The organism is Kitasatospora sp. A2-31 (assembly GCF_022288725.1).
Taxonomy (GTDB): Bacteria; Actinomycetota; Actinomycetes; order Streptomycetales; family Streptomycetaceae; genus Kitasatospora.
Genome location: NZ_JAKNTA010000009.1, coordinates 322,813 through 339,652 on the forward strand (window position 1 = coordinate 322,813; position 16,840 = coordinate 339,652).

The window sequence follows — 16,840 nt, forward strand, 5'->3', positions numbered from 1 at the left end:
GCACGAAGATCGTCGCCCGCTGCACCTGCGGCTGGTCCAAGTCCTGGCCCGTCTCCTTCGACCGGCCGGCCGACTGGGACACCGCCATGGACGCCGCGAACGCCGCGGCCAGCCAGCACGTCGCCTCCTGAGCCCGAGAGGACCACGACCATGCAGTACACCCTCACCCCGGGCCACTACGACGTCGACCGCTACGGCTGGGAGCTGGAGTCCGAGGAGGAGCGCTGCATCGCCTGCATCGACTCCTTCGCCAACGACGACGCGACCGACACCCGCCTCGCCCAGGCCTGGGCCAACCAGCTGCTCGGCAAGCAGCTCGACTGGACCCGCACCGCGAACTGCTGCGGCAGCGGCCACCACTACACCGCGGAGGACTGACCGACCTTGTCAGCCCGCACCGCCCGCACACCACACACCAGTGAGAGGACCCGCACGATGACCGACATCATCACCCAGCTCACCGCCGACTTCCGCCGCCAGTACGGTGTCCAGGCCGACACCGCCGCCCACATGGTGCAGCTGTTCCTGACCGAGGCCGCCGGCGCCACTAGGCCCGAGGCCGAGCGCCGCTTCACCGCCGCCGTGCTGCGCGCCGTCGACCGGCGGGAGCCCTGGACCCACGACTACACCACCAGCTACATCCGCACCCAGTACCCCGACGCCGCCTCGGTCGTCGCCTCCGCGGCGCGAGCCGGCCAGGACCCGGCGGCCGCGCTGCAGGCCGTCTACGGCATCACCCCCGCGGCCGCGACGGAGCTCACCGCCTACGTCCGCGCCACCCGAGCCTGACCGGGCGGGCTGTGCGTGACCTCGCACCCCACGCACAGCCCGCATCCCTCGCACGCCTGCCGACCAGGAGAGGAGATCGACATGCCGACCGCCACCACCACCGCGCTGGACCTGGACGAGCAGCTGCTCGGCCCTCTCCTGGTCGCCGAGGTCGAGGCCTACCTCCGCACCCTCGCCACCACCCCGGCGCCGGCGCCCGCCGCGGCCTGCCCGGCCCGGCCGGCCCCGGGCAGCGCCTGGTACCGGCTTGCTCTCGCCGTCGCCGCGGAACCCACCAGGCCGACGCCTGACCGCACCGACACCGCAGCCCCGGCCGGGCCCTGGTGGGACGGCTACCCAGCCCCCGCATCGACGCTGCTCGACCGCGTACTCGGTCGGCGCCCGATCGTCCCCGTCACGCCCGCTCAGCACCTCCAGCTGATGGACGCCTACATTCGCGAGCACGGCTGGACCCAGGGCCGTCTCTGGGATGCCGAGGGTCGGGTGTGCGTCCTCGGCGCCCACCTCCGAGTCCTCGCCGCCGGCTACGGCACCCCTGCCGTGGCCTGGCAGGCCCGCCTCCAGATCGGCAACACCCTCGGCTGGCAAGGCACCCCGGTCCCCGTCGACACCTGGAACGACCGCCCAACGACCCGCCAGGCCGACGTCCACCAACTCCTCGCCCGGGCCTCAGCCCTCACCTGACCCAGGAGATCACCATGTCCAGCCACCAGAGCGTCCACGACTACATCGCCGCCCGACAGGCCGGCGACACCGAGAGGTGCGCCGAGATCGTCGCCGAGGTCCGTGCCCGCTACGACACCCGCACCACCGACGGCACCGAGCTGAGCGACCTGCTTGACGCGAACCTCACCCACCCGCTCGCAACCTCGTAGCTCCGGCCGGTCACGGCAGCAGGAAGCCCCTGACCTTCGCGGTCGGGGGCTTCGTCGTGCCTCCGCCGTGTCCGAACGCATCCCGCAGGCCCGCATCGGCTGGCTAACACAGCACCCTCGGGAGACGGTGTTCTAAGGCTCCATCTGAGCAACCGTCCCGGAGCCGGGAAAAGCCCTGGCGGTCGACCACGGGCGTCCGCTCACCGGTCCGGTGAGGGACAGCTTGTCCCTCACAACCGTGGGCAGCCTGCCGATAGTAGGGGCATCCCGTCCCTTACAGAGGTCCCGGCGAGACCCCTGACTGTTGGGCCCCGGGGACCTTACGAACCCGGACGTGTTGGCGGCGCCGCCGAGAAGGGTGTGCAGACTCCGCACACCCCCGATGCCGAGACGAGAGGGGCACGCACTCGGCGAGTACCCCTGGGATGAAGCCGGCCTGACCGACGCGACCGGTTCCATCGGTCCGACCGACGGAAAGGGGAGTGCACAGTGTGGACGCCCTCGGTGGCGTCGAGGTCACGCGTCGGCGGGGGCGTCCGCGACGGTGGACACCCTTGACGGCGGGTTCAGTACTGCTGAAGCCGCGGTCACCGGTGATCTTCGCGGCTCTGCGAAGGTGATCACGGGTGGGGTCAGCGGCGCGTACTCCACCCCGGTGGCAGTCGTGGCGCTACAGCAACAACTGCGGCCGTCAGTCGTTGCTTCTCTCCGGGAGTCCGGGCTCAGCGTCCACGCCATCGCCTCCGCCACCGGGGTGGGCGTCGGAACCGTCCACCGCGAACTGTCTTCCGCAGGTGTTCCGTTTGGAACACCTGCGGTGCAGGGCGCGGACGGCAAGACATACGCCGCCACCCGGCCGGCTCCGGTCCACCAGCCCGACCCGTCCCGCGGCCGGACCAGTCCGACCCGTCGAACTGGTCCGGCATCGACGTGGGGCGCGTGGCGGCGTACGTCTTGCCGTCCGAACCGGTGATTGCGGCAGGTGACTCAATCTGAGTCACGTCCTTGAGAACGGTGTTGTACGCGGCGCCAGTGGCGGAGGCGATAGCGCGGACACTCAGCCCGGACTCGCGGAGGCTGGCGACGACCTCTTGCCGTTCCTCGCGGGGCAGGCGGAGGCGGGTCTGCCCGAACTCGGCGGTGCTGACCTCACCGCCCGGCATCTGCGTTGCCTTCTGAGCAACGCAGGCTCTACCGGATCGGAACCCCATCGCTGCAGCTGACCGGCCTGTCCCGGCCCGGGCGTACCGTCGGCGACATGAGCGATCCGATCATCCGGGAACGCCGGATACCGCCGACCGCACTCGGCCCGATGCTGCTCGTGGCCAGGGCCAGGGCTGGCTTCTCGCAGAGCGCCCTCGCACGACAGGTGGGCGTCACCCCCGCGTACGTCGCCAAGCTGGAGCACAGCACACGCTGTCCTTCCAGAGGCGTGGCCGAGCAACTGGCCGACGTCTTGGGCCTGGGTGCTGACGAGCGTGTGCTGCTCCTGTCCGCCGCTGTCGGTGACGCCGGCCGGAACCACCCGTACCGGTGCGCCGCTGCCTGACCTACAGTCCGATGCCGCGCATCGGGTTGTCCCGCCACCTGTCGACGGCCCGCACGTACTCGTGGACCTGCGGAGACATCGGCGACCAGCGGCCATGCTCGGCGATGAACGCTACCGGCGTGCCCGCCTTCGCGGCCTCCGTCGGGCCGCCAGCGCGCAGCCCGTGCGCCGTGAACTTCCCGGCGTCCGGGACGCCGGCCTTCTCCGCGAGATGCCGCACCCGCTCGTTGACTGCGGCACCGGACATGCCGCCGTCCTGCAGCTGGTCCCACCGATTGATGCGCCGCAGCAGTACGCCATCGGTCACGCCATCCTTGGCGAGGGCGGCGAGCCAAGCCTGGACGACGCGCACGGGATCGGTGTCGGGGTGGGAGCCGCGCGGGATGGTGACCTCGGCGCCGACCGCCTCCTTGTCGGTCTTCGACTTGCGGATGAGCACGGTCAGCCCGTCATCGGTGAACGCAAGGTCGGGGATGTGCAGGGCGGCCAGCTCGGACCGGCGGGCCATCATCGCGAAGCCGAGTACGAGCAGGGCACGGTCGCGTAGCCCGGCGAGCTTGGTGGGGTCGGTGGCGTCGATCATCGCGCGGAGCGGCGCGAGGGTGACCGGCGGCGCCTTGCGCTTGCGCTTGCCGGCCTCGGCCCGTTCGTGCCGGTGCGCCTTGAGGACCGCGAGGGCGCCGGCCGTGTCGGGCAGGCCCGGGTGTCCGGCGTGCCGGTGGGCGGTGCGAACCGCGGCGATGCCCTGCTCGATGGTGGACGGCGCCCGGTCGAGGTCGGCCAGGTGCCCGACGTACTCGGCGAGGGTCTCGGCGGTCGCTGGCAGCGGGGTGCGGCCAGTGGTCGAGCACCAGGAGGTGAAGGTGTTCCACTGACGCTCGTAGGCGGCGCGGGTGTTCTCGGGCACGGACCGGGCGATGCGGTCGCGGGTGGAGTCGGAGATCAGGTTGTCCGGGTGAGCCGGGAGGTTCACGGAGGCAGGGACGAGTTCGCTCGACATGCCTCCAGAATACCGCCCATGACCCTCCATAACTTGACTTATGGGGGGTCAGGCCCTATCCCTAGGGACGCGGTTCCGCTACTCCCAGAACCAGCTGTCGAACGCGTCCGCTCCACGTTCCCAGGACACGCCGCTGCGCCCGGCCGCCGCAGGCAACCGGGCGCAGAGGTCAAGCGATGCGGCAGCACTACCGGCCCTGGCGGGCGCGGGCGAGCAGGGCGTCCCGGCCGCGGGCTGCCCCGGCCCCACCGTACGCCGGCGGGGTGATCCGGCCCAGCGGGTGCTGCGGGTTCGCCGTGGCCACGACTGAGCGAAGTACGACGGCCAGCAGCGAGGCTCCGTCAACGGGCTGCCACACCTCACCGTTCAGACGCAGTGACCCGTCCATCGCGCCGCCGATCTGCTCGGCATCATCGAGCCGTAGCCCGCGGGCCCGCAGGTTGCCGGCCGCCTGACGGACAAGCTGGTCGTGTTCGGTGAGGGCGGCCATGGCCCGGGCAGCGGCTTTCTCCGCATCGGTGACGGCCTGAACCGCCGCGTCGCGGGAAGCGGCCAGCTTCTTCGCGGTGCCGGCCAGCTCCTTCGCGGCTGCCTTCTCGACAGTCTCGCGCTCCCTCAGCCGGGCCACCTGCTGCGCCTGCTCGGCGCGGAGCTGGCGGGCACGGGCGGTGGCGTGGCTCGCGGCCATAGCCGTGTCGCCGAGCGCCCGGTACAGGTCTGTGCGGGCTGGGCCAGCGGCGTAGGCGGCCTCGGCTTCGGCGCGGGCCTGCTCCGCCTCGGCAGCCTCGGCGTCGGCTTGGGCGATCTGCTCTTCGGTGATCATCGTGCGCCTCTCGTCTTGTCCTGTCCGACCGGAGCGGCCGGGATGTGGGGTGGATTGCCTCTCATTGCCCGAGAACCTGCTGAACGTTGCCTCCGCGAACCCGGATGTTCTTCCGCAGCCACGACAGGAACTCGTCGCCGGCATTGCCGCCGGTCCACTCCAGCTCGACCTTCACGCCCCCGCTGCCGGCCGTCGCCGCCTGAGCCATCGACCGGCTCTGCCCGGCCGGGATGACCGTGGACCCGCCCGGCAGGCGAACCAGCTCCGGGCCCTGCTCGCCGACCCAGGTCAGGCCGCCCCGCGGGCCGCCCGTCGCGGCGCCGCCGATGATGCCGCCGTGGGCGAAACGGCCCGCCGAGGAGCCCGAGTAGTTGCCGCCACCCATCTGGAAGTACTCGGTGATGTAGATCGTTTTGCCGTGCAGAGCATTGACCTGTGCCTGAGCCTCGGCGAGGTCCCGCTTCAGCCCGTCGATCTCGGCCTGCAGTCGTACCCGCTTCTCGCCGGTCGTGCCCTTGATGGACGCCTCGGCATCGGCCAGCTTTGCCTTCAGATCGTCGATGTCGCCCCGCAGGTAGGCCGTCTTGTCCGGCGTCGCCAAGATCTCGTCGGTCAGGTGGCGAGCCTCCTCGCGGGTAAGGCCCATCTGCATCGCGACCTGCATCAACTTGTCGCGGCCCCGGTCGTAGATCTTGTTGACGTACTCCATGGACTCGCCGGAGTTCAGCGCGGCCACCCCGGCTGCGTCGGTCTTGGACGCCAGGTCCGTCAGCGCTGCTTCGGCGGTCCTGGACTTCTCGGATGTCAGGTCCAGCTCGCCGTGGTTGATCTTCAGCGCGCCGCTGTTCTCCGTAGCGGCCTTCGCCGCGTCGTCGATCGCGGCCTCGAAGCCGGCCATCGCGTCGAGCGCACTGCGGTTCACGTCGTTCAGGTCCGAAATGGCTTCTTTCAGGCCCTTCGCCGTCATCTTCTGCTCGTCGAGGTGTTTGCTCGTCTCCATCGCCTGCTTGCCGAGCTCACCCATGCTGGCAGCGGCGATCTCCTCGGTCATGGACGCCGCCGCCAGCGCGTCCTGGTACTTGTGAAGCCCGCCGGCCAGCTCTTCCGGCTTCCTGCCTTGCGCGATGAGAGCGTCGTCAAGGCGCTTCAGCGCAGCTGAAGCCAGATCGGCGTGGCCCTGGCTCACCATGTTGGCCAGCGACTCATCGATCGCGTTGATCTGCTCAGTCGCCTTCGCCAAATGCGACTTGTCCGTGCCCAGCGTGGCCAGCTTGTAGAAGGACTCCATGAACGAGTCCATGCCGGACCGCTTGCGTCCAACCTCCTCAACGGCCTTGCCCAGCTTGTCCAGGTCGCCACCGAGAGTCTTGGCCAGCTCACCGGCCACATCACCGGACCGGCCGAAGTTCATCAGCGCGGTCGTCATCTTGTCGATGTTCGGCGGGGCCTCCCTGGCGAGGCTGCTCAGCTCGGCGACCGCGACGACGAGCAGGCCGATGGCGGTCGCGGACACGGCTATCTTCGCTTTGGTGCCGAGGGCGCTGAAGGCCGTGGCCAGGGCGTTGACCCCGCCGCCGGCCGCGACCGATGCGGCCTGCGCTTCGGCCACGCGGAGCTGGTAGGCGATCATTGCCGTACCGGCGGCCTCGAACGCCGCGGTCAGGGTCTGGACTCCGGCGATGACTTTGCTGAGGACGGCGAACCCAGCGAGGCCGGCCACGAGGATGCCAACACCCTTCGCCATCTCGATCATGGTGTCGCGGTTGTTGAGCATCCACGTCGTGGCGTGCTGCAACGGCGGGATCAGCTTCTCGCCAAGGGTGATCATCAGCGCTTGGAGGGAGCCCTCCAATTCCCTCGTCTGCTGCTGGAAAGTCTGCTGGGTTCGCTCCCACGCCGCGCCGAACCCCTTGGCGCCCTCCTCCAGCGCCGGGTACTTCGACTCCAGACGCTCCATCTGCCCGACGAGAACGTTGAGGCCGGCGCCCGCCTTACGGCCGAAAGCGTCGGTGATGATCTGGCCCTGCTGGTCGGCGGTGATGCCGGCGGCGTTCATCCGGCCGACGAGGTCCTCAAGGGCGAGCTTGAGGCCGCCGCGCTGCATGTCTTCAGCGAGAGTGGTCGCGGTCAGGCCGAGGGTCTTCAGCGCCGCCTCGCTGGTGCTGACAGGCTTGGCCAGCGCCATCACCGACATGCGGAGTTGGTTGCCCGCCAAGCTGCCGCGGATGTTGTTGTCACCGAACACCGCGAGCGCAGCGCCGACATCCTCGATGGTCAGGCCGAAGCCCTTGACGGTGGCGACCATGCCGCTGCCGAACGCCTGAGCCAGGTCCTGCATCTTCATGTCGCCGACGCCGACGGTGGCGTTGAGGACACCCATGGCCTGGTCGAGGTCCTCGACGCCGGGGATGCCGGCCGCGACCGCCGCGGTCAGGGCGTTGGTGACGTCGACCAGGTCGGCGTGGCCGACGGCGGCCCCCTTCGCCGCGGTCTCGGTCAGTTTCAGGGCCTGCTGGGACGTGATGCCCATCGACTCGAAGTTGGACTCAACGTGGAACAGAGCCTCGGCCAGCGAGTCCGGGTCCTGGCCGACCTTCGCCGCGATCCCGAGGACGCCCTTCTTCAGGCCGTCGAGCTGGTCCTCTGCCACGCCGGCCTGGGTGACCAGCAGCGCCATCTCCCCGTCGAACTTGCTGGCCATCTTGACGGCTTCGAAGCCGACCGCGGCGAGGGCCACAGCGCTGGCGTTGGCCACGGCGTTGAGCTTGCCCATGGAGGATTCCATCGCGGAGGCGCCGGCCTTGGCCTCGGCGAAGGCGGGCCCGGTGAGGTTCTTGGCGGTGACCAGGATCTCGACGACGTTCACGCGAACCACCCGCCCTCTGCACCGCGCAGCTGCCGGCCCAGCGCGACGCCGTCGGCCGGGCCCCACCGGCCCTCAGGCGCCACCGCCGCAGCGAACGCCGCGCACACCCGCAGCACCAACGGAGCACCGACGTCCCCGGCCTCAGCCAGGCGTCGCGCATCGGCGAACTCCGCCGGGCTGACGCCAGGAAGGGCGACCTTCAGGTTCCTGGACTCCTCGCCGGAGAAGTCGAGGACGAGCAGGGTCTGCGGCACACCCACATCGGTCGGGCCGGCGCTCACTGCAGGTCCCCCACATCGATGCCCACGATCTCGTACGCCAGGTTCAGCCTGGGCGCGACCAGCGTGAGAACGGCCGTGCCGTCCCGCTGCGCCGAGTAGCACCGCAGGCCCCCGTTCTTCCATTCCAGCCGGCCGAGCTGCGCCGCCTCGGTCACCTTCTGACTCGCGTGGCCGAGCGCCTCCGCGAGGAGCTTGTTGATCGGGTTCGTCATGCGCCTTCTCCTGTCAGTTCACCCGCGAGAGCTCGCAGGTGGCGCGGCACGGCCACGGCGGCCGTCTGCTGCTGTAGGTCGGTGAGCTGCAGCTCGGCGAGGATGTCCCGCAGCAGGTCCGCTACGACCTGGCCCAGGCGCTCGGCGAGCTCGATCTGCCGCTCGCTGATGCCCATGCGGTGGGCGACCTCGCACATGCGCACCAGGCGGTCCCGCTCGGCGCCGTACAGGGCGACCCAGGTGCTGGCTTTCGCGGCGCTGGTGACGTCCACGCCCGGGTACTGGCCGCCGCGCCGGTCGACCTCGCTGACGGTCCCCCACACCAGCGCCTCGGGTTCGAGGTCCTGGACCCGGGAGCGGAGCCAGCCCACGTGGCCGGCGCACCAGCGGATCTCATTGAGGACCGTGGCGGTGGGGTCGGCGTCGGCGACGGGCTCGCCGAAGGAGCGGGCCCACTCGGCGGCGGCGAGCCGGCGGCCAGCCGCAGCCCGGACCTGCGGTGCGGCCCCGCCGTGCATGCGGCAGCGGGCGGCGCCGCGCATCGGCGGGTTGGTGCAGAGCTGGCCGTCGCGTCGGCGGGCACCGCACCTCGCGGATGCATGGGGTTCGGGCTGCTCGGCAGGGTGCACGGGGTTGTCGCTCACGCGGCCGCTCCTGGTGGCTCTGGCGGGTCGTTGTCGGTGGTGCCGGGCTGTTGCTGAAGGCGGGCGAGCTTGAGGCGGTGGCGGGCTGCAAGGCCGTGCTCGCGGGCCTTTTGGAGGCGGTGGCGCCGGTCCGCTGCGGCTCTTCGTCGTCGGGTGGCTTCGGCGATGAGGGCGGCGACGCGGTCGGGTTGCGTCATGTGTGTTTCTCCGGCGGCGTGTTGGGGTGATGGCGGAGGGTGTCGCAGGGCTGGCAGACGGCGGCGATGACCGTGAGATGGCGTATGCGGAGGAGGGTGATGGCGAGCTGTTGGTCGGTGCTGTGGCAGCGGTCGCAGTGGGTGGGGTTCTGCTTGGCGCGGTAGTGGGTGTGGCAGGGCAGGCAGCGCAGGTGTGCCTCCCAGGAGTAGGTGTAGGCGGGCTGGATGGGGGTTTGTGTGAGGTGGTCGCATGCTGCTGGGCCGTCGGTGCCGTGCCTGAGAAGGGTGTCGGTGAGGTGGTTGAGGAGCGCGGTGGTCCAGGTGGAGGTGGTCTCGGGGCGGGGTGTTTGGCCGCAGGCGGCGTGGAGGATGCGGTCGGCTTCGGCGGTGGCGGCGGCGAGCTGGTCTTCGAAGGCGGTGCTCACAGGTCGGGCCCTTCGGTGGATAGGTGGAACCGGATGGCGGGGGCGGCAGTGCCGGGGGCTCCCGTGGGCTTTCCTCATATGTGCCGGGTAGTTGGGTGGGTGAGCCGGGCAACCCCGGCTCACCGTCTTTGCAGGTCAGCGGATGGTTGGAGCCGGTTGAGCCGGGTGAGCCGGGTTGTTTCGCATTGCAGCTCTATTGCGTGATGCGTCTTGTAGTTCTCTTGAGCGGAACTTCTTGAAAGAACCCGGCTCACCCGGCTCAACCCGGCCCACCAGTGCTTTTGCCGGAGTTGGAACCCGGCTCAAGCCCGGCTCAGGGCCCGGCTCACCCGGCTCAGGGGGGTGCGTCGGTCTCCTCAGAGCCGAGCTTCAGCCCCACGTACACCGGAACCTGCACCCCTGCAATGCGCGGCTTGGACCGCCGCAGCCCGGGGATGGCGGCCAGCAGGTTCCGCCCGAAGGTCTCCTTGGTGCCCTTTCGGTCACGGCCGGAGAGGTCGCACCAGTCCTTCCACGCATCGAAGAGGAGCTCAGTCGGGACCTGGTGGTCGGGGCCGACGGTGCAGCGGTCCTTGAGGAATGCCTTGATCGGGGAGACGCTGGCAGCCAGCATCGCGACGGCCTCGGCGGATGATGCGGGCTCGACGAACCGGCCGTGGCCGTTGAGGCTGGCCAGCCCATCGAGTGCCCAGTTCAAGATGCCCGCTAGCTCTCGCTTCAGGTCTCGGTCGAGGGTGGTGTCTTCTCGGCCGAGGAACGAGTTCGTCATGGTGAGGACGATCAGCCGGGAGGCGATCGCACCGGAGGCGTCGGCGAACGCGGGGAGCTCGTTGCTGAGGAGCAGGAACCGGGCGGGGATGCGCCCGGACCAGGGGTCCTTGTGTTTGCGGTCGACGGTGATGGTGTCCTCGCCGCTGATCGAGAGGAGGCGTTCGACGACCGTCTCGCCGCCTTGGCGGGGCAGTCGGCCGTCGGCGACGATCGCGAGGGATTTCCCGATGAGGTCGGACAGGCCGAAGTTGGTGGCCAGGCTCGACATGGTGGGGCCGGCCATGTTGGCCTTGCCGACCAGGTCGGTGAGGATGCGCGCGATGGTGCCCTTGCCCGAGCGGGGCGGCCCGATGATGAGCATCATCTTCTGCAGGTCGGTGCGCCCGGAGATGACGTAGCCGAAGAACTCCTGTAGGGCTGCGACGGCCTGCGGGTCGTCTGGCCAGAGTGCGCTGAGGAACCCGATCCACCTGGCTGGCCTGGGCGCGCTGGGGTCGTAGTCGAAGGGCACCGAGACCCGGTTGAAGTACAGGGGGGTGAGTGGGTGCAGCTGCCGGGTTCGGATGTCGAGGAGGCCGTTACGGCAGGCGATGACGCAGACGGATTCGTCAACCGGGTCGGGGGCGGCGAGCCAGCTGGGGACCTCGACGTCGGCCGGCAGGTGGGTGATGGCGGCGCTGGCCTCCATGAGGTTGGCGATCTTCCCCCGGGTGGGCGCCCAGGGGAGGATCTTCTCCATGCCGTCCTTGTCGACGGAGGCGAAGCGTGCGTGCTCCAGCCTGGAGTACAGGTCGGCGCGCATGGCTGCGTCGTCGAGTTCCACCCAGTGCGGGCCTGTCCAACGCATCCAGACTCCCCGCCAGCTTCTGAGTGTGAGGAGCCCTTGCATCTTCCAGTTGGGTTCGAGGGCTCGGGCGACGGCCATGGGGTTGGTCGGGCTGGGCAGCATCGGGCTGCGGCTGCCGGGTCCGGGGTCCTCGCCGTACGGGGCGTCGTCCCACACCTCGGTGTCGGGAGTCGGACCCTGCGCCGGAATGGCCATCAGCCGGGCGATGACCGGATCCGATGCAGGCCCGTCAAGGGTAGTCACGCGGCGGCTCCCGCTCGTTCGTCAGATAGGTCTGTTTGGTGGCCGTTGATGAGGTGCCGGCGCCAGCCCGGGCGGCCGGGGATGGCGATGGGCGGCCAGTCGGGGGTCGCAGTGACGGGGCGGGTGGTGCCTGTGGTCTCGGCCCGGGCGACGCACAGTTCCTCCCAGGTGGGCCGTTGCGCGAGCTCTCTCGCGATGGAGATGGCGTACCGGTCGGCGTCGGTGCAGATGGCGGCCCACCACTGGGCGTCGTCGAGACCGTCGAGCCACTGCTGCCATGCCTCCTCGGTGCGCCAGGCTTCGGCGGCGGCGATGACGGCGGCGGCCCGGAGCGGGTCGGCTTGGTCGAGCCTCGCCCAGTCGGGGCTGCCGTAGGCGGGTGCGTCGCCAAGGATGGCCAGTTGCTGGCGGGCCCAAGCTCGGGCTTCGGTGTGCGCGGCCGTGATGGCGAAGTCGTCGTTGGCCGGATTCAGGGGCGGGTTCATGCAGTTGCCTCCGCCCGGTGGTCGGTGAAGCGGCGCCGGAGTTCCCACAGCTGCCAGCCGGCGGCGGCGAGGCGGCGCATTTCGTGTCGGGTTTCGTGTCGGGTGAGGCCGTAGGGGGACGGCCCGAGGGCCCCCGCCGCAGTGCGGCTGGCGGGGGCCTCGGTGGCGGTGCGGCGGGTCATCAGCAGGCCTCGACCCCGGTGTGCCGGGTGAGGCGGGCGTCGGTGAGCTGGGCGGCGAGGCGGTCGACCAGGGCGGCGGCGGCCCGGAGCTCGGCGGCGAGGCGGGCGAGGCCGGCCTCGTCGTAGTCCTCGACGTCGCCGGTGTGGAAGGCGACGGCGGCCCGCAGGCCGGTGTCGCCGTAGGGGCTGTCATTGCCGTACGGGTTGTCGGCGAGCCAGCAGGAGAGCAGTTCCTCGGTCTCGCCGTTGGCGCGGGTGACGGTGACGGCGGTTTCGCTGCTGGTGTGGTAGAGGTCTTCGGGGTGGTCGAGGCGGTTGTGGTGGTCGAGGGTGCACCAGCTGGGCTCGGGGATGGTGATGATGGTGTTGCCCCAGACGGGGGCGCTGGTGGTGAGTCGGCCGGGCCGGGCCGCGATGGCGGCACTGGCCTGGGTGCGGACCCGGTCGATGGCCGTGGTGAGCGGGGTGTCAGGGGTCTCGGTGGTAGTGGTGCAGCGAGCCGTGGAGGTAGTCTTCACCTGAAGCTCCTTTCGACGGCGGCGCAATGGGTCGGTAGCCCGCGCCGCCGTTCTGCTGTTCTGGACTGGATGGCGCTGGTGCTTCTGGCCCTCAGCGGGATTGCCGTCCTGCTGGGGGCTGTGCTGTCAGGCGGTCCTGGCACCTGCAACGGCCGGTGCGAGTAGCACGCGCAGGGACGCCTTCTGCTGGTCGGTGAGGGGCGGGGCGAGGTCGACGGCCGCTTGGATGCGGCGCCAACGAGCGGCTCCGGCGTGGTCGCCTCGCGCTTCCGCCTCGCGCGCCAGACACTCGCCGTACGAAATCTGCGTCTCGTTTGCCGCCTCGACGGCGGGGCTGTCCGTCATGCGGCTTCCTGCCGGGCAAGCCACGCATCAAAGCGTTCGATCTCTGCGGCGCTGTATAGAACCCGACGGCCGACCCGAACCCATCTCGGTCCGTAACCACGGTGCCGCCAGTACCGGACTGTGCCGGGTTCCGTGCGGTACCGCGTCGCTACCTCTGCGGTCGTCAGGTAGTCAACTTCGCCGATCGGCCCTCCACGGGGCACGTTGGCCACTGGAAATCCCCCTGTCTGGCTAGGAGTGACTGCCTTTCTATAGAGTGACAGCGCCACCCAACGCATGTCAACGCCTAGGCGACTGTCATCCTGGAGCAGACAGGAGGGGATTTCGATGAAGCTGGAAGAGTCAATCGGAGCCAACATCGCGCGGCTCCGCGAGATGTCTGGGCTCTCTCAGGCCCAGCTGGGCGACGCCCTTGGGAGGTACCTTGAGAAGCCATGGAGCCGGCAGGCCGTCTCGGCCGCAGAGAAAGGCCGGCGGGCATTCACCGCTGTGGAACTCGTTTCGCTGTCCCTAGCTCTGAGTTCGTCGGTTCCAGATCTACTGCTACCCACAGGCGATTCAACCGACGGTGAGCCGCTTCTGCCTGGCCCGGCCCCCGTGAACCGATCTGACTACGAGCGCATCCTGTTCCGCGACAGTGATCAAGCGGACCCCGTCGGCCCCGATGCTGCTGCGCTGAGCCGGGCCCGCAACTTGGTCGCATCAGCCAGCCACCTCCAGCACAAAGCGCTGCAGCTGGGCAGCATCCTCGCGAACGCCGCGTTCATGCTCGACCAAGCGTCCCTTCTCCTCGGGGCTCCGGGGGAAGCGGCTGAAACTTCGGGTGAGATGGTGTCCGATGGACGCCCAGTCACCATCACCGAGATCGAAGCGGCCGGCGGATCGGTTGAGGAAGCAATCCGCCGCAGCCGCGGAACGGCCCCCGGCGCCGACTCGGCCGAGTAGTTGTGGGGGTGGGCGCGAGCGGATGCGAAGGCCCCCGCGGCACAGCGGGGGCCGCAGACTACTGACTCGGCCGCTTCCAGTCGATGGCGATGGTGCTTTCGTCGAAGTAGGTCTGGCCGGTGCCGGGCTTGAAGCCAGGGGGCCGGCCACGGCGGGCCTTGTGAATGGTGACGGTCATCAGTGCCCGGATGATCGACTGCTTCTTGTCGATGTCGAAGCGCTTCCAGAGCGTGCCGATCTGAGGGTCGCCGAGGGGCAGGGACGCGAGGACGGACGTCGAGGCCAGCGCGGCCATCTGCGCTTCGACCTTCTCCAGGCGCTTGCGGGTGAGGGCGGTGCCGTCGAGCATCTGCTGGCGGGTGATGAGGTCTTCGCTGTAGTCCTGCGTGAAGCCGTCCAGCTTGGCGCGTAGCGCGTTGGCGGTGGCGGCCAGGTCATGGCGCTTGTCGCCGTTCTGCTGAGGCGGCAGGAGGAGCTCTGCGGCGTCGGGGCGGGCCAGGCGCAGGATTGCGTGGCCCTCGATGAAGCCGTCGAGGCTGGCGGCGTCGCGGATGGCATGGCTGGTGCTGGCGTTGCACCGGTACGCCGGCCGGTGGGTCTTGGCCTTCTCGGGCTCGGTGTCGACCCCGTTCCGCTGCGCGGCGCGCGCGGCGGTCTGCTGGGCCTTCTTCGTGCCGCCGATGCCGGTGGTGGAGCAGCGCACGGTGGAGCCGCACCAGCAGGCGTACAGGCCGCTGCCGAGCCACTTGCGGCCGTTGCCGGTGGTGGTCCGTCGGGCGGGGTTGGTGAGGATGGCGCGGCAGGCGTACCAGGTGTCCTCGTCGACGATGGGCGCCCAGCCTGCGCGGCCGGCGATGTCGGACTGCTTCTTCCCGTCGGGCCCGATCGCGGTGACCTCCATGAGGCCGGCGTTCCGGGGGCGCAGGAGGAGCTTGCGGATCTCCTCGCGCTTCCACGGGCGGTCCTCGGGCTCGCCCCTGGTGCCGTCCTCCTGCCGGTAGCGGCGGGCCACGGTGCGCACGCCGGCGGCAGCCCAGGTTCGTTCGATGGAGGCGAGGGAGTCGCCGGCGACGACGGCTTTGGTGGCCTGCTCGGTCCACCATGCTTCGCTTTCGGGGGCGTTCAGAGCTTCGGTGCCGCAGGCCTGGCAGATGCGGTCGGTGTCGAAGCCCTGGGGCGCCTCGCAGCTGGGGCACAGGAGGGTGCGCGGGGTGGCGCCGTCGGCGCCGTAGCCGAACGGACGGGGGCCACCGCGGTACTTGCCCTGCTCTGCGGCCTGGCGTTTGGCTGCGGAGATTCGCTCGATCGAGTGGGCCACCTCGTGCTTGGCGACGGAGGCTTGGATCTCTGCGGTCATGACGCCGGAGGCGGTGCTGAGGTCGATGACGCCGGCCTTGCAGGTGCGGATGACCGCGCCGGTCTCCTGAACCACCTTGACGAGCTCTTCAAGGTCCGGGAGACGCCTGTAGAGCCGGTCGGAGTGCCAGGCGACAACGGCTTGGACATGGCCGTCTCGGAGGTCCTGGAGGAGCGCGCGGTACCCGGGCCTGGGCTTGCCTGCGTATGCCGAGATGTCGTTGTCGCGATGTACGGCGACGATGTCCCACCCCAGGGAGTCGGCGAGGGCCCGGCAGTCTTCTTCCTGACGCTGGACGCCGGCGGCTCGCCCGGTGGGGTCGCTGCTGATTCGGAGGTAGAGGGCCGCCCTCACGCGGCACGCCCATCGAAGTCGCTCATGCCAGAAGCATGGCGCACTATAAGCGTTCATGTCTACGCATTGACAGATCGAAGCCGCTGCCGCTCTTGGGCACCGAGGCCGGGCTGAGCCCCACCGTCAGCTTCCGCTGCGGCCACGCCTCACCGCTGTTGACGACGGCCGCGCGCACCCGGTCGCGGGCCTCGGACAGCGCTTTGTCGGGCAGGCCGACCAGGGTGAACGCGGCGACTCCGGGTTCGAGGTCGGCCTGGACCTCGACGATCACCCCGTCGACGCCGACCAGCGCGACCGAGCACGTACGGGCGAAGGCCATCTCAGACCACCCCCCGGAGGTGGTCGACCGACGCGGCGCCCCGCGTCCGGTTGACGACGGCCACGAGGTCGATCCGGACGCCGCCGGGCGGAACGGGCGGCCACTGCGGATCGGCCGGCGAAGGCTGGTGGCCGGTACCGACGAGCTCGGCGAAGTGGCCGGGCCAGCGCTCGGCCATCCAGCGCTCCGCCAGCCGCTGCAGCCGGGCGGCCTTGGCCTGGTCGATCGCCTCGCTGGGCTGTTGGAAGCCCCGCTCGGAGCGGGTCTTCACCTCGCAGACGGCGAGGGTGTCCCCGTCGAGGGCGACGATGTCGAGCTCGCCCTCGACGCAGCGCCAGTTCCGGTCCAGGATCCGCAGCCCGCTCTCGGCCAGCCGGCGGGCGGCGACGCGCTCCCCGTAGCGGCCGAGGCCGTTGTTCGAACTCCGCCCGGCGGCGCCGGGCCGGGAGGCCTGGACGCCGGATCGGGCCCGGGTACCCGGCCGCTCCCGGGCGCCGGTGCGTGCCCGGGCGCCGGTGTGCTCATGGGGAACCGGCACGTCGGGGGCGGGCAGGTGCGGACCTTCACCGCCCGGGTCGGGCACGACCAGGTCCGGCACGGCCAGGTCCGGCAGGAGCGGTTCCTGTGCGGCCCGGCTGGCGGGCCGGCCCGGCCGGGTCTTCGGCGACTCGGTCTTCTTTCGCGCGGTGCGCGTGCCGCGTGTGGTGCTTCGTGTCGTGCGTGTGGTGCTGCGCTTGGTGTCCTGCACGGTGACCACCTCCGCCGGGGAGGTTGCCGTGCGGCCCGGAGCCGGGCCAGGGGGTTGTTCTTTCC

At 70.4% G+C, this 16,840-nt stretch carries 20 protein-coding genes and 1 pseudogene; 6 read left to right on the forward strand and 15 right to left on the reverse strand.

All coding sequences use genetic code 11. The features are described from left to right. Positions 1 to 150 precede the first annotated feature (150 nt). From MCM47_RS25575 to MCM47_RS25595, 5 genes are all read left to right on the forward strand, one after another. A complete protein-coding gene (locus MCM47_RS25575; RefSeq protein WP_238864033.1) occupies positions 151 to 378 on the forward strand; it encodes a hypothetical protein in 228 nt (75 codons plus the stop codon). A 57-nt stretch (positions 379 to 435) separates the two neighbouring features. Then, positions 436 to 789 carry a hypothetical protein gene (locus tag MCM47_RS25580; protein WP_238864034.1) on the forward strand — a complete coding sequence of 118 codons (354 nt, stop codon included), beginning with the start codon at positions 436 to 438 and terminating at the stop codon, positions 787 to 789. 81 nt (positions 790 to 870) lie between these two features. After that, positions 871 to 1,473, forward strand: a complete 603-nt coding sequence (locus MCM47_RS25585) for a hypothetical protein (RefSeq protein WP_238864035.1) — start codon at positions 871 to 873, stop codon at positions 1,471 to 1,473. Positions 1,474 to 1,487: 14 nt separating this feature from the next. Further along, positions 1,488 to 1,664 (forward strand): hypothetical protein, encoded by a 177-nt coding sequence (locus MCM47_RS25590; protein ID WP_238864036.1) that lies wholly within the window; start codon positions 1,488 to 1,490, stop codon positions 1,662 to 1,664. Positions 1,665 to 2,922: 1,258 nt separating this feature from the next. Beyond that, entirely contained in the window at positions 2,923 to 3,213 is a 291-nt protein-coding gene (locus MCM47_RS25595) for a helix-turn-helix domain-containing protein (RefSeq protein WP_238864037.1), read from the forward strand. A gap of 1 nt (position 3,214) precedes the next feature. Here MCM47_RS25595 and MCM47_RS25600 read toward each other — a convergent pair whose 3' ends face one another. From MCM47_RS25600 to MCM47_RS25655, 12 genes are all read right to left on the reverse strand, one after another. Continuing rightward, the gene (locus tag MCM47_RS25600; RefSeq protein ID WP_238864038.1) at positions 3,215 to 4,213 is read right to left on the reverse strand and encodes a site-specific integrase; all 999 of its coding nucleotides are present in this window, start codon (positions 4,211 to 4,213) and stop codon (positions 3,215 to 3,217) included. 187 nt (positions 4,214 to 4,400) lie between these two features. Continuing rightward, the gene (locus tag MCM47_RS25605) at positions 4,401 to 5,036 is read right to left on the reverse strand and encodes a hypothetical protein (protein ID WP_238864039.1); all 636 of its coding nucleotides are present in this window, start codon (positions 5,034 to 5,036) and stop codon (positions 4,401 to 4,403) included. Positions 5,037 to 5,097: 61 nt separating this feature from the next. Continuing rightward, complete coding sequence (locus MCM47_RS25610) at positions 5,098 to 7,902, reverse strand: phage tail tape measure protein (protein ID WP_238864040.1); 2,805 nt, start codon at positions 7,900 to 7,902, stop codon at positions 5,098 to 5,100. Then, entirely contained in the window at positions 7,899 to 8,183 is a 285-nt protein-coding gene (locus tag MCM47_RS25615) for a hypothetical protein (RefSeq protein ID WP_238864041.1), read from the reverse strand. The genes MCM47_RS25610 and MCM47_RS25615 overlap by 4 nt, the downstream gene beginning before the upstream one ends. After that, positions 8,180 to 8,395 (reverse strand): hypothetical protein, encoded by a 216-nt coding sequence (locus MCM47_RS25620; protein ID WP_238864042.1) that lies wholly within the window; start codon positions 8,393 to 8,395, stop codon positions 8,180 to 8,182. Before MCM47_RS25620 ends, MCM47_RS25615 begins: the two co-directional genes overlap by 4 nt. Continuing rightward, positions 8,392 to 9,039, reverse strand: coding sequence for an HGGxSTG domain-containing protein (locus MCM47_RS25625; protein ID WP_238864043.1), 648 nt, complete (start codon positions 9,037 to 9,039; stop codon positions 8,392 to 8,394). Before MCM47_RS25625 ends, MCM47_RS25620 begins: the two co-directional genes overlap by 4 nt. A gap of 193 nt (positions 9,040 to 9,232) precedes the next feature. Further along, complete coding sequence (locus tag MCM47_RS25630; RefSeq protein ID WP_238864044.1) at positions 9,233 to 9,661, reverse strand: DUF1631 domain-containing protein; 429 nt, start codon at positions 9,659 to 9,661, stop codon at positions 9,233 to 9,235. Between the two features lie 334 nt (positions 9,662 to 9,995). After that, the gene (locus MCM47_RS25635; RefSeq protein WP_238864045.1) at positions 9,996 to 11,522 is read right to left on the reverse strand and encodes a phage/plasmid primase, P4 family; all 1,527 of its coding nucleotides are present in this window, start codon (positions 11,520 to 11,522) and stop codon (positions 9,996 to 9,998) included. Further along, positions 11,519 to 12,007 carry a hypothetical protein gene (locus MCM47_RS25640; protein WP_238864046.1) on the reverse strand — a complete coding sequence of 163 codons (489 nt, stop codon included), beginning with the start codon at positions 12,005 to 12,007 and terminating at the stop codon, positions 11,519 to 11,521. The genes MCM47_RS25635 and MCM47_RS25640 overlap by 4 nt, the downstream gene beginning before the upstream one ends. A gap of 181 nt (positions 12,008 to 12,188) precedes the next feature. Continuing rightward, entirely contained in the window at positions 12,189 to 12,707 is a 519-nt protein-coding gene (locus MCM47_RS25645) for a hypothetical protein (RefSeq protein ID WP_238864047.1), read from the reverse strand. Between the two features lie 126 nt (positions 12,708 to 12,833). After that, a complete protein-coding gene (locus MCM47_RS25650) occupies positions 12,834 to 13,052 on the reverse strand; it encodes a hypothetical protein (protein WP_238864048.1) in 219 nt (72 codons plus the stop codon). After that, positions 13,049 to 13,237: an AlpA family transcriptional regulator gene (locus MCM47_RS25655; protein ID WP_238864086.1), complete on the reverse strand. Its 189-nt coding sequence runs from the start codon at positions 13,235 to 13,237 to the stop codon at positions 13,049 to 13,051. The genes MCM47_RS25650 and MCM47_RS25655 overlap by 4 nt, the downstream gene beginning before the upstream one ends. 142 nt (positions 13,238 to 13,379) lie before the next feature. Here MCM47_RS25655 and MCM47_RS25660 point away from each other — a divergent pair, with 142 nt between their 5' ends. Beyond that, positions 13,380 to 13,997: a helix-turn-helix transcriptional regulator gene (locus tag MCM47_RS25660; protein WP_238864049.1), complete on the forward strand. Its 618-nt coding sequence runs from the start codon at positions 13,380 to 13,382 to the stop codon at positions 13,995 to 13,997. A 58-nt stretch (positions 13,998 to 14,055) separates the two neighbouring features. Here the strand turns inward: MCM47_RS25660 and MCM47_RS25665 are convergent, their stop codons facing one another. The 3 genes and pseudogenes from MCM47_RS25665 to MCM47_RS43395 all read right to left on the reverse strand — a co-directional run bounded on the left by MCM47_RS25665 (position 14,056) and on the right by MCM47_RS43395 (position 16,775). After that, positions 14,056 to 15,765 carry a recombinase family protein gene (locus MCM47_RS25665; RefSeq protein ID WP_238864050.1) on the reverse strand — a complete coding sequence of 570 codons (1,710 nt, stop codon included), beginning with the start codon at positions 15,763 to 15,765 and terminating at the stop codon, positions 14,056 to 14,058. Positions 15,766 to 15,772: 7 nt separating this feature from the next. Further along, positions 15,773 to 16,027 (reverse strand): annotated as a pseudogene (locus MCM47_RS25670) (magnesium chelatase domain-containing protein); the annotation flags it as partial. A gap of 1 nt (position 16,028) precedes the next feature. Further along, positions 16,029 to 16,775, reverse strand: a complete 747-nt coding sequence (locus MCM47_RS43395; RefSeq protein ID WP_308222449.1) for a YraN family protein — start codon at positions 16,773 to 16,775, stop codon at positions 16,029 to 16,031. Between the last annotated feature and the right edge of the window lie 65 nt (positions 16,776 to 16,840).